Below are 10,909 nucleotides of genomic sequence, written 5' to 3'. Positions count from 1 at the left end.
ATCAAAGAAAATACAGCTACTGGCATTAAAATGAATAATAATTAAAATCCCAAACTTCAATTCTCCAACGGCTCAATGGAAGTGGAAGTTCCGAAAAGCAAATTAGGTTTAATGCTTTTAACTAAAGCACTTCCTAAGAATACTACTCCGGCCACGGCAACCATCATTCCAGCTATGGAGCTATCCACCAAGTATGCCATATAATACCCCGCTATTGCGATAAAAATACCTAATGTACAGGTAAGTTTAATGAGCGAGGTTAATTTTTTAGTCCATAGGAAAGCTGTAGCAGGAGGGACCACCAAAAGAGCAACCACTAAAATTGCTCCAACGGCTTCAAAGCTGCTGACGGTGGTGTAGGAAACCATACTCATCAAAGCCAGGTTGATTGCTCCAGCAGGAAGTCCAATGACCAAGCCAAAGTTTTCATCGAAACTTGTGAGCGTTAACTCCTTATATAATAGGAATATAAAGATGCTTACCAAAACTAAATTCAAGACCGCTAAATAGGTGATTCTAGGGCCCATGCTAAAGCCTGCTTTTGTGATCCAAAGGTCAATCGGCAGGTAGGCAATCTCTCCATACAGCACACATTCCTGATCAAGGTCCACCTTGTAGGCAAGCATATTGATCAGGATAATTCCTACTGCAAATAGCAGTGTAAATGTGATTCCTATGGACGCATCTAGCTGCACTTTAGCTTTGTTTTTCAACCAATTGATAATCAGCGTTGCTAAAATACCAAGGAGGCCAGCTCCAATAATAACTTCCAGTCCTCGCTGACTTCCTGATACAAAAAAGCCAATTACAATTCCGGGAAGCACTGCATGAGAGATGGCATCTCCCGTCATAGACATTTTGCGAAGCATCATAAATACACCTAGCAGCCCACAGGAAATGGAGATGATCGAGGCGGTTAGAATGATTAGAAAGGCGTTTTGGTCAAAGCTCATCGTTGTCGCGGGGGATAGTCTCCTGGTGAGGATCGAGTTTAGGAAAATTTAGCCTGTTCTCCAGCAAAGCTTCAAGTTCAGGGGTAAGTATATGTTCTAGCTTTTCGGCAGAATCATGCACGTGATCCGGGGCAATATTCATGTACTCATTGAGGTACAGTTCCCAAAGTCTGTGTAATCTCACGATTCGCTTTGCTTCCGATTTTCCTTTTGTAGTGAAGTCTATAAAACCTTGATTATTAGTCAATAAATTAGATTTGATTAAATCATCAATAGTTTGCTTTGTTTCACGCTTTTTGTAGGGAAAGGACTGATAGATTTCCTCTATAGGGAAGGAACTCTGACCTTTTTCTGTTCCGTGGAAAATTGCTTTTAGTATATGATCTTGATTCGTTTTTTTCAAGTAATACCTTCTGGCAATGAAGCGGGAAAGCACTCCTTTTTTTGGTGCGAAAAGAAAAGAAATGAAAGCGAAAAGAGAAAGGAATACTACTACCCATGGACCTGTTGGCATCTGTGGAATCACAAAGGAAACGAAGGTACCCATGATTCCGGAAACTGCTGAAAATGCTCCAGCTATCAACAAAAGCTTACCGAGCTTATCTGTCCAGAATCTGGCAGCAGCTCCGGGAGCGATTAGCAAGGCTGCCATCAATACAACTCCTATAGCTTGGATTCCAATCACTACGGCCAAAATCATCAGTACATTAAATATCAAGCGAATCGCACCCATCGGGTAACCTATCGATTTTCCAAAGTCAGCATTGAATACCAGCATGGAGAATTCCTTGCGGAATGCTGAGAGTGTAATGATGATCAGTACAGCTAAACCTCCATAGATATAGAGATCTTCTTCCAGAATGGCGATTGCATTTCCGAAAATGAACTGGTTAAGTCCTGCCATTTCCGGGTTGCCTGATTTTTGAATTACGGTGAGCAGAACAACTCCGAATCCAAAGAAAATGGATAGGATAGAGGCGATGATGGCATCGTCACTTAGTCTGGTGTTGCTTTTCAACCAGGAAGTAAGAAAGGTAGCCAAAGCGCCGGATAGAAATGCGCCGGTTACTATGTATATGGGATTCTTTTCCCCCGCCAGCATAAAGCCCAAGCAAATACCTGGAAGTACCGCATGGGAAATCGCGTCTCCGAGCAGAGCCTTTTTATCAAGGAAACTATAGGTGCCCACATAGGCAGATCCTATCCCCAAAAGGGTAATCCCAATCACCACAAAAGCAATGGATGCATCCTGAAAAGTAAAGAAATAGACAAAGTCGCTCATATCAGCTTTTCAAAGGATTGAAGTCTTTCTGTCGAATAATATCGGTGACCTTGGTAAGCAGGTTGAGCTTACCACCATACGTTTTGCGAAGTAGTTCTTCTGTGACCACCTCTGCTTTTGGGCCTGATGCTACCAAATGCAGGTTTAGCATAATGATCCAGTCAAAGTAGTTCATGGCAGAATGTATGTCGTGATGTACCACGATGACGGTCTTACCTGCTGCGGCCATTTCTTGCAATAGCTGGAAAATGGCAGTTTCCGTTGCCATATCTACTCCAGCAAATGGTTCGTCCATCAAATACAGATCTGCTTCCTGAGCCAAAGCTCTCGCGATGAAAACCCGCTGCTGCTGCCCTCCAGAAAGCTCAGATATTTGTCTGTTCACAAAAGATTGCATTCCGACTTTCTCCAGGCAATCCATGGCGATTTTCTTTTCCTTTTTTCCAGGTCTACGGAATAGTCCAAGTTTACCGTAAGTTCCCATCATCACCACATCAAGCACAGAAGCAGGGAAATTCCAATCCACCGATTCCCGCTGAGGTACATAGCTAATACGGCTCCTGACATCGTTTAACTCCCGGTCAAAAATCTTCACGTATCCGCCAGTCACAGGAACCAAGCCCATAATTGCTTTGATGAGCGTGGATTTACCTGCGCCGTTAGGACCAAGTATTCCGATCAGTTTCCCAGCTGGAAGGCTCAAGTCCACATTCCAAAGAACCGGACTTTGATCATAACTAACAGTCAGATCATGTATTTCTAAAATAGGTGATTCTACGTTTATAATCATTTCGTAAGGCTTTCAAAAATTACTTGAACATTGGTTTTCACCATTCCTATATAGGTACCGGCTGGAGATTCTGGAGCTCCCAAACTATCTGTATACAACGGGCCGGCCAATTTAATTTCGTGGTTTTGATTTGCACAGCCAGCGACCACAGCTTCTATAGCTTTTGGAGAGATCGTCTGCTCTGCAAACACCGCATGGATATTTCGCTCCACTATAAAACTTACCAGGCCTGTCAGATCTCTAAGTCCCGGTTCACTCAAAGTAGAAAGACCCTGAAGTCCCAAAACCTCCAAGTCATAAGCTCTTCCAAAATAAGAGAAGGCATCGTGCGCAGTGATGAGCGCTTGATTTGCTTGGCGAAGCTGCGCTACCTTGGTAAGGTTGTCCTGATGCAAGGAAGCTAATTGGGAAAGGTAGTCTTCTGTGTTTTTGTTGACCACTGATTTCCACTCTGGCTGCCATTTGATAATTTCTTTCGCGCCGTGCTCCAGTGCCAAAGACCACAGTGACACGTCAAACCAGATGTGAGGATCTACGGAGTGAGCTTCAGGTCCGGATCTTAAAAGTAAGTCCTGAGGAATCTCTTCAGAGACGTTTATCAGGTTTTGACTGAAGGAAAGTTTCTCAAAGATCTCCGTCATTTTTCCTTCCAGAAAAAGGCCGTGGTAAATGACTAAATCTGCATTCTGAAGTAAATCCAAATCCCGGACAGAGGCCTTGTATAAATGCGGATCCACACCTGCCGGCATAAGAGAAACTACGTCCGCGTTTTCACCTACGATATTTCTAATTCCGTCAGCAAGGATACTTGTTGTCGCTACGATTTGTGGCTTCAATCTCTCTTCTTTGTTTTCGAATTTGCATCCAAAGGAGAGTAGGGAGAAAGTCAGTATGAGTAGGTAGTTTCTCATGATTGAATTGCCAGAATATTTGCTGCGACATCCTTAGACATAAAGAGCGTTTTTTTCTGATCCACGAGAATTTCCATAGATCCATCAAACTCTACTTTATCCAAAATCTTGATTCTCGCACCGATGTAAGCTCCTACTTTATCGAGGTATTTTAAGAAGGCTGCAGAGCTGTCTTTGACTGCTACGATTTGACCCGAAGAATCAATTTCCATTTCATTCAATGCTAGTCTCGGTCTAGCTTTTACATCTCCAAATTCATCAGGAATGGGATCGCCATGCGGGTCGAATTTTGGGTAGTTCAGAAATTCGTCCAGACGCTGAATCAGTAGGGGGGATTGTATGTGCTCTAGCTCCTCTGCTACCTCGTGAACTTCGTCCCAAGCGAAATGTAATTTATCCACCAAAAACACTTCCCAGAGTCTATGTTTTCTGATCGTGGTAAGCGCTCTTTTTTTACCTTCTTCAGTGATGTTTACTCCATAATACTTCCGGTATTCTATCACCTCTTTATCTCCAAGTTTCCTTAGCATATCAGAGACTGATGCCGGCTTGGTTTTCATCTCTGCTGCCACGTCGTTGGTGGATACGCTTTTGGTTCCACCGTCCGATAGGTGGTAGATCGCTTTCAGGTAATTCTCCTCAGCTGTGGTTAAGACCATGTTGTTACAATTAGTGCCATGACAAATATAAAAATTATTTTAGATATAGCTAAAAATATATTCAATAGTGGCTAAATCAGGTGTGGATAACCCATTTTCAATTGTGTTTAGGGTTTTAGTCTTGGCTAAAAATAAGATTAGGCAGTATTTAATAATGTCTTAAAATATTGATAATAAGTTAATTGAGAATTCGTTTATCTAGACTAATCCTACGAAAAGTCAAAAATATCCCAGTTTCCATTCTGCGGAAATGAGTGTATAAAATAGCGTGTAGGTGGATAAGTGTGGATAGTAATCCACATCCTGTTTAGAACTTAAAGGGAGGCTATTGCTGAGATGAAATCTGAATGTTGAGATTTCCACAGGATAGATTCAGCAGGACTTTGAGTGAAATATTCCTGATTGAGTGCTGCATTGAATTGCTGAGCAGAGTGTGATAAGTCGAAAAAGTCTATGGGGAATCCTCCGGAAAATGGTGCTAAAAAGTCTAACCAAGTTGGGTTTCCTCCAATCAAAACTGGTACTCCCAGCGCCGCAGATTCGAATAATTTGGTGGGTATTTTATCCTTGATAGCTTCTCTATTTTGATAGGGTAAAATCGCAAAATCTGCTGTAGAATATTCCGCGATAATTTCCTCATGCGGCACAGGGAAACTGGAGTGTTTTAGCTGGATTTGGGAGGTGTTTTCACATGCTTTTTCAAGCTCTATTTTGAAGCTTAAAAGCGTACAATGTCCAATTATTTTGAGTGAAGAATCTGGAAATTCTTTGATGATTTCCTTAAACCAATTCACTGCATCAAGTGTCCCAAAAGCAGGAGTCAGTGTTCCGGAAATTAGAAAATTGTAACCTGATTTTTTCTCAAATCTTTTTGGGTTTACATGACTTATTTTTCCAGCATATTTATTTTCCAACACTACAAATGGAGTCTTATCAGGCATCTCTTCTACGTAGCATTTTTCTGCAAAAAGGTATAAATCCACAGCTCTTCCGGATTCCATTCGCTGGATAATTTTGCCTAGTCTAGCCCTCTTGGCAGGACTTAATTTTGGATTTAGATGCAAGTTTTTGACGTAGTTTTCCTGTACATCATAGACTAGTTTATAGCCAAAAAAGGGTTTGAAAAATGCAGCAATTGGAAGGTATTCGTAGGTACAACAAATCAGGATTTTGGGACGAACTTTCACCACTATTCTTACAAATCTCCCTTGTGCGGAGAGTCTTCCCCAGATTGGGTTTCCTTTTGAAACTGAAGAGTAAAAGTTTTCACCTTCGCAATATTCCTGTGGAATTTGTGAAAATCCCATAAAATTTAAGCTGTAAGCCCCTGTTTCTCGCAATGAAAGGCCAAGCTTTCCATAAGCTCTTGTATCTTTGGCGGGCTTAAGACTTGACGCGATCAAGACTGGGATTTTAGAAGCTGACTTTTCACTCATTAAACGAAACTAACCAAAATAATGGAACTGAAAGCAATCATTGAGAAGGCCTGGGACAACCGGGAATTATTGAAAGAAGAGACAACACAACAAGCTATAAGAGCTGTAATCGCTGATTTGGATGCTGGTATTCTGCGGGTAGCTGAACCTACAGATGACGGAAACTGGAAGGTTAACGATTGGGTGAAGAAGGCTGTAATTCTCTATTTCCCTATACAGAAAATGGAGACTATTGAAGTAGGTCCTTTTGAATTCCATGATAAAATGGCTCTGAAAACTAACTACGCAGAGAAAGGCGTAAGAGTAGTTCCTCATGCAGTGGCCCGTTATGGAGCATTTTTAGCTTCAGGAGTAGTGATGATGCCAAGTTATGTTAATATCGGAGCATATGTTGAGGGTGGCACGATGGTTGACACTTGGGCTACAGTAGGATCTTGTGCGCAGATCGGCAAAAATGTTCATTTAAGTGGTGGAGTAGGTATTGGAGGGGTTTTGGAACCTATTCAAGCAGCACCTGTAATTATCGAAGATGGAGCATTTATTGGTTCCAGAGCTATTATCGTAGAAGGTGTTAGAATCGGTAAGGAGGCTGTTATCGGTGCCGGAGTAACTTTGACAGCAAGTTCAAAGATCATTGATGTGACCGGGGCTGAGCCTGTAGAATACAAGGGATATGTTCCTGAGCGTTCTGTCGTGATTCCAGGCTCAATCTCTAAAAACTTCAATGCAGGAACTTTCCAAGTTCCTTGCGCTTTGATCATTGGCCAAAGAAAAGCCTCCACTGATCTAAAAACATCACTTAATGATGCGCTACGAGATAATAGTGTAGCAGTATAAAGCAATTATAATGAAAACGAGTACGCGAGCGATTATAGCTCTTTTTATTTCAGTTTCTCTTTGGTCTTGTTCGGAAAAGAAGACAAGTTCTGGTGATGTGTATTTTAATAAAGGTGAATATGCAAAAGCAGCAAATGAATATACTGAAGATTTAAAATTCAAACCGAACGATGTTCGCATGCTATACAATAGAGGTAGAGCGAATGAGGAGCAGGGAAATTTTGAGGAGGCTAAAGCTGATTTCGAGAAGGCATTAGAGGTAGAACCTAATAATTTCCAGGTTCTTCTAAGCCTAGCAAATGTGCACTACAATCAGAAAAATTACACAAATGCTTTACTCTATTCCGATCAAGCGGCTGAAATACCAGGTGCACCAGCAATGGCCTCATTTATGAAAGCCAGAGCGCTACACCAGTTAGGTAAACCTGATGAAGCCTTGAAAGCTTATGGAAATGCTATTGCAGTGGATAAGGATTTTGGTCAGGCATATTATAACAGAGGGTTACTCAAAATCGCGATGAAAAAAGTAGGGGCTTCCTGTGAAGACTTTCAACTCGCCAGAGCCTTAGAATATCCTGGCGCTGAAGAAGCTTACGCAAAGTATTGTAAGTAATTATTATTCTCCGTAATGATGCCAATCACCATATTGGTAGAAAGGCGGATATACATACAAAAATAGAAAAACCGGCTTAGGCCGGTTTTTTTATGTGATTTTTCTATGCGATGAGGACACTGAGTAAATCTCAGGGGTCAGGGCTTAGATTAATTCTTCTTTTCTATAAGCTGGATATGTAGTGATCTTCTAATTTTCAGAAATGCAGCTGCCAATTGATCACTGAATACAGCTGATGATAACCATCAACTAGTCCATAGTATTTACTATTTATGCTCGTGAGCTTCTTCAGCCACATGATCACAAAGCTCTTCTGAGCTTAACTTTCCACTTCCACTACAGGTTCTGCAAGAGCTAACTTCCTTCAGACTTCCCTCGCAGACTGGGCAGGTAAGCCTACCTTTTCCTGCACATCTTTCGCACTCGAAATACTCCACAATTTTAAAGATATTCACTTTGGTGATCATCCCTGAGCCATTGCATCTGCTGCATCCTACTACCCCTTTAGCTTTACAATAATTACAATCCTGTTCGATTTGCCGCTTACCTTCGCAAGTGAAACAAGTCTTATAGCGATAGCCTCTTCGGTCACACAGCTGGCATTCCTTTATTTCCTTTAATGGGCCATCCAATCGCTGCTGTAGTTCCTGGGCTCCTTTATAATAGTCACCAGTAAATCCGGTCAACTCCAGATACTTATTTAGAAAGTTGGCTGAGTTGTCATATTGCTTTAACTGAAAAAGCGTTTCGGCAAATAGATAGGGCATTTCTTCAGGAAGGGGCTGACCCGAATCTATTAGATTTCTAAATATTGAATTAGCAGTTTCATAATCACTTCTTTCAATCGCAGCCTTTGCGCTTTTCATCCAATGATCAGTTTGTCCCAGATTAGGTCCTATTTGCCCTAATAAAGGCTGACTGTAAGTCAGGCTAAAGATGAAACCAAGAAGAAGTAGTGGGAGGTGAAATTTAAAGCTCACAGGGATATTGTTTTTCTAAAGAAGCAATAAAGGTAGAAGTTTCTTCAAGGTAAAGTTAATGTTTCCAAAAGGGGAAATTTCTCCATAATCTGCAAAATGGATTTTAGAAGTTAAAATTTGTCTTTATTTTAGGATCAAATTCTTTGTATGGTTGAAATTCTAATACGATGAACTCAACTTTAGAATTTTCAGTCATAAACTTTAACCCTAAAAATCAAGGAAATGGGAAAACCGATAACAATGATCGAAAGTATAGGACCTGTAATGAAAGAGAAACTTGCTGCAGCTGGAGTGTCTACTGTAGAAGGTTTGCTAGAAAAAGGTGCCTCTAAATCAGGAAGAAAAGCAATTGCCGAGGCTTCAGGTCTTGATGAGAGCAAGATTCTAGTTTGGGTAAATATGGCCGATCTTTTTAGAATCAATGGTGTTGCGAGTCAATTCGCTGAGCTGCTGAAAGCTGCTGGTGTAGATACTGTAAAAGAGCTAAGAACAAGAAATGCCGAGAATCTTCATGCTGCTTTAGTTAAAACTCAAGAAGAAAAGGGATTGACCCGGGCTGTTCCTGCTGCCTCTAAAGTTGCAGACTTTATTGAGCAAGCAAAAGCACTTGAGCCAATGGTTACTCATTAATAATATTTATTAAGTATATCCGCTTTTGTGCCAGCATGGAGTCAAAAGCAAAAAAGCTTATGTCAACCTTAAGAGCTGAGCCGCTTCAGCCTTTCCCGCCAGTGCGGGAGTTTTCGGTCATCGGTCATCCGAGCAGCTATGCAAAGAATCTAAGGTGACTGGCATCTTTGCGGATAATCATACTATTTGAATACCATTTTTATGAAAAACCTTTTTGCCTATGGCATCAAGGTTTTTTTTGTAGTTTGGATTTTTAATCACAATGCGCATGAGTAAAACAGAAGAATTCATCACCCATTTGGCCGAAGGTCAAAAATACAAGAAGGACTCAATAATCCTTGGTACCGGAGTTTTAGACGGCGTCCCAGTTAATGGGGCACAAATAAAGGTTGCCTTGAAGACTATGAATAGGCATGGTCTAATCGCAGGTGCTACAGGCACAGGTAAGACGAAAACCTTGCAGGTAATCGCAGAGCAGTTGGCATTAAAAGGCGTCCCATCTGTTTTGATGGATTTGAAAGGCGATCTATCCGGCCTAGCTCAGCCTGGGACTGCTAATGATTTCATTAAAAATAGGTCTGAGGTGATAGGTGTGGATTATGAACCTATGGGTTTGCCGATTGAGTTAATGTCTATTTCAGATGAGAAGGGTGTTCGATTGAAAGCAACAGTTTCTGAATTTGGTCCTGTTTTGATCGCTCAAATTCTTGAGCTTAACGACACTCAGCAAGGTGTAATCTCCCTTATTTTCAGGTATTGTGATGTTAATCATTTGCCGCTGCTAGATCTAAAAGATTTGAAGCGGGTTCTTCAATTTATCACCAATGAGGGCAAAGAAGCTATTCAAAAAGAATACGGCCAGGTTTCTTCAGCTTCTGTGAACACGATAATGCGTAAAATCATTGAGTTGGAGCAGCAAGGTGCAGAACGTTTCTTTGGCGAAAAATCATTCGAAGTTGAGGACTTTTTGAGGAAGAAGGATGGAAAAGGAGTGATCTCGGTGATCAGATTGACTGATATTCAAAGTAGACCAAAGCTCTTTTCGACCTTTATGCTAAGTTTGCTATCTGAGATCTATGAGACTTTTCCAGAGCAAGGAGACGCTGATCAGCCTAAGCTTTGTTTGTTTATAGACGAGGCTCATTTAGTGTTTTCCAATGCTTCCAATGACCTTCTGGAGAAAATAGAAGCAATTGTCAAACTGATCAGGTCAAAAGGTGTAGGAGTGTATTTCTGTACTCAAACTCCCACCGATGTCCCAGACAGTATTCTGGGTCAATTGGGCTTAAAAGTCCAACATGCCTTAAGAGCTTTCACTGCGAAAGATCGAAAGGCGATTACTAAAACAGCCGAAAATTACCCTGATTCTCCTTATTACGAGACTTCAGAAGTCTTGACCGCTATGGGAATTGGGGAGGCATTGATTACGGCATTGAATGAAAAAGGTATTCCAACTCCGCTTGCCCATACGCTAGTTAGAGCTCCGATTACGAGGATGGATATTCTGAATGAAGAAGAAATAGATGCAGTGGTGGAAAATTCCGGATTGATTTATAAGTACAATCAGGATATTGACCGGGAAAGTGCTTTTGAGTTATTAGAGAAGAAAATGAACGAGTTGGAGGAAGCTCAAAAGAAAGCTGAATTACCTGGGCCAAAACCCTCTACTAGGACTACTAAAAGAACGGTAGAAGAAGCCTCTTTATTTGAGGAATTGAGCAAAAACACCATGGTAAGACAGTTGGGAAGAACAATTTTCAGAGAATTAACAAGGGGAATTTTAGGTTCATTCTCTAGAAAAAGGTAGTCGTGATAAGA

General features: G+C 41.2%; 11 protein-coding genes. 4 read left to right on the top strand and 7 right to left on the bottom strand.

Annotated features, from left to right (window positions below; genetic code table 11):
* Window positions 1-56 precede the first annotated feature (56 nt).
* The 6 genes from QOL76_RS13175 to QOL76_RS13150 all read right to left on the bottom strand — a co-directional run bounded on the left by QOL76_RS13175 (window position 57) and on the right by QOL76_RS13150 (window position 6,031).
* The gene (locus QOL76_RS13175; RefSeq protein WP_283413429.1) at window positions 57-953 is read right to left on the bottom strand and encodes a metal ABC transporter permease; all 897 of its coding nucleotides are present in this window, start codon (window positions 951-953) and stop codon (window positions 57-59) included.
* Window positions 943-2,235 carry a metal ABC transporter permease gene (locus tag QOL76_RS13170; RefSeq protein ID WP_283413428.1) on the bottom strand — a complete coding sequence of 431 codons (1,293 nt, stop codon included), beginning with the start codon at window positions 2,233-2,235 and terminating at the stop codon, window positions 943-945. The genes QOL76_RS13175 and QOL76_RS13170 overlap by 11 nt, the downstream gene beginning before the upstream one ends.
* A 1-nt stretch (window position 2,236) precedes the next feature.
* The gene (locus QOL76_RS13165; RefSeq protein ID WP_283413427.1) at window positions 2,237-3,025 is read right to left on the bottom strand and encodes a metal ABC transporter ATP-binding protein; all 789 of its coding nucleotides are present in this window, start codon (window positions 3,023-3,025) and stop codon (window positions 2,237-2,239) included.
* Complete coding sequence (locus tag QOL76_RS13160) at window positions 3,022-3,936, bottom strand: metal ABC transporter solute-binding protein, Zn/Mn family (protein WP_283413426.1); 915 nt, start codon at window positions 3,934-3,936, stop codon at window positions 3,022-3,024. The genes QOL76_RS13165 and QOL76_RS13160 overlap by 4 nt, the downstream gene beginning before the upstream one ends.
* A complete protein-coding gene (locus tag QOL76_RS13155; RefSeq protein ID WP_283413425.1) occupies window positions 3,933-4,595 on the bottom strand; it encodes a metal-dependent transcriptional regulator in 663 nt (220 codons plus the stop codon). Before QOL76_RS13155 ends, QOL76_RS13160 begins: the two co-directional genes overlap by 4 nt.
* A 314-nt stretch (window positions 4,596-4,909) precedes the next feature.
* Window positions 4,910-6,031: a glycosyltransferase gene (locus QOL76_RS13150; RefSeq protein WP_283413424.1), complete on the bottom strand. Its 1,122-nt coding sequence runs from the start codon at window positions 6,029-6,031 to the stop codon at window positions 4,910-4,912.
* Between the two features lie 21 nt (window positions 6,032-6,052).
* On the opposite strand from QOL76_RS13150, the gene QOL76_RS13145 reads away from it, so the two are divergent.
* On the top strand, window positions 6,053-6,868 hold the full coding sequence (locus QOL76_RS13145; protein ID WP_283413423.1) for a 2,3,4,5-tetrahydropyridine-2,6-dicarboxylate N-succinyltransferase: 816 nt from the start codon (window positions 6,053-6,055) through the stop codon (window positions 6,866-6,868).
* A 10-nt stretch (window positions 6,869-6,878) separates the two neighbouring features.
* Window positions 6,879-7,481, top strand: a complete 603-nt coding sequence (locus QOL76_RS13140; RefSeq protein ID WP_283413422.1) for a tetratricopeptide repeat protein — start codon at window positions 6,879-6,881, stop codon at window positions 7,479-7,481.
* A 266-nt stretch (window positions 7,482-7,747) separates the two neighbouring features.
* On the opposite strand, the gene QOL76_RS13135 is transcribed toward QOL76_RS13140, so the two are convergent.
* Window positions 7,748-8,347 (bottom strand): tetratricopeptide repeat protein, encoded by a 600-nt coding sequence (locus tag QOL76_RS13135; protein WP_283413421.1) that lies wholly within the window; start codon window positions 8,345-8,347, stop codon window positions 7,748-7,750.
* A gap of 336 nt (window positions 8,348-8,683) precedes the next feature.
* Between QOL76_RS13135 and QOL76_RS13130 the strand changes: the two genes are divergently transcribed.
* Window positions 8,684-9,091 carry a DUF4332 domain-containing protein gene (locus QOL76_RS13130; protein WP_283413420.1) on the top strand — a complete coding sequence of 136 codons (408 nt, stop codon included), beginning with the start codon at window positions 8,684-8,686 and terminating at the stop codon, window positions 9,089-9,091.
* Window positions 9,092-9,359: 268 nt separating this feature from the next.
* Entirely contained in the window at window positions 9,360-10,898 is a 1,539-nt protein-coding gene (locus QOL76_RS13125) for a helicase HerA-like domain-containing protein (RefSeq protein WP_283413419.1), read from the top strand.
* The last annotated feature ends 11 nt before the right edge of the window (window positions 10,899-10,909 follow it).

The sequence above is a fragment of the Algoriphagus winogradskyi genome, assembly GCF_900182815.1.
In the GTDB taxonomy this organism is placed as follows: domain Bacteria; phylum Bacteroidota; class Bacteroidia; order Cytophagales; family Cyclobacteriaceae; genus Algoriphagus; species Algoriphagus winogradskyi.
Note: the sequence above shows the minus strand (reverse complement) of the source record. Positions and strands in the feature narration are given on the sequence as shown.

Bases quoted from the DNA above. Each gene is read 5' to 3' on its own strand.
- QOL76_RS13175 (WP_283413429.1), bottom strand. From the start codon at position 953: ATGAGCTTTGACCAAAACGCCTTTCTAATCATTCTAACCGCCTCGATC.
- QOL76_RS13170 (WP_283413428.1), bottom strand. From the start codon at position 2,235: ATGAGCGACTTTGTCTATTTCTTTACTTTTCAGGATGCATCCATTGCT.
- QOL76_RS13165 (WP_283413427.1), bottom strand. From the start codon at position 3,025: ATGATTATAAACGTAGAATCACCTATTTTAGAAATACATGATCTGACT.
- QOL76_RS13160 (WP_283413426.1), bottom strand. From the start codon at position 3,936: ATGAGAAACTACCTACTCATACTGACTTTCTCCCTACTCTCCTTTGGA.
- QOL76_RS13155 (WP_283413425.1), bottom strand. From the start codon at position 4,595: ATGGTCTTAACCACAGCTGAGGAGAATTACCTGAAAGCGATCTACCAC.
- QOL76_RS13150 (WP_283413424.1), bottom strand. From the start codon at position 6,031: ATGAGTGAAAAGTCAGCTTCTAAAATCCCAGTCTTGATCGCGTCAAGT.
- QOL76_RS13145 (WP_283413423.1), top strand. From the start codon at position 6,053: ATGGAACTGAAAGCAATCATTGAGAAGGCCTGGGACAACCGGGAATTA.
- QOL76_RS13140 (WP_283413422.1), top strand. From the start codon at position 6,879: ATGAAAACGAGTACGCGAGCGATTATAGCTCTTTTTATTTCAGTTTCT.
- QOL76_RS13135 (WP_283413421.1), bottom strand. From the start codon at position 8,347: ATGAAAAGCGCAAAGGCTGCGATTGAAAGAAGTGATTATGAAACTGCT.
- QOL76_RS13130 (WP_283413420.1), top strand. From the start codon at position 8,684: ATGGGAAAACCGATAACAATGATCGAAAGTATAGGACCTGTAATGAAA.
- QOL76_RS13125 (WP_283413419.1), top strand. From the start codon at position 9,360: ATGAGTAAAACAGAAGAATTCATCACCCATTTGGCCGAAGGTCAAAAA.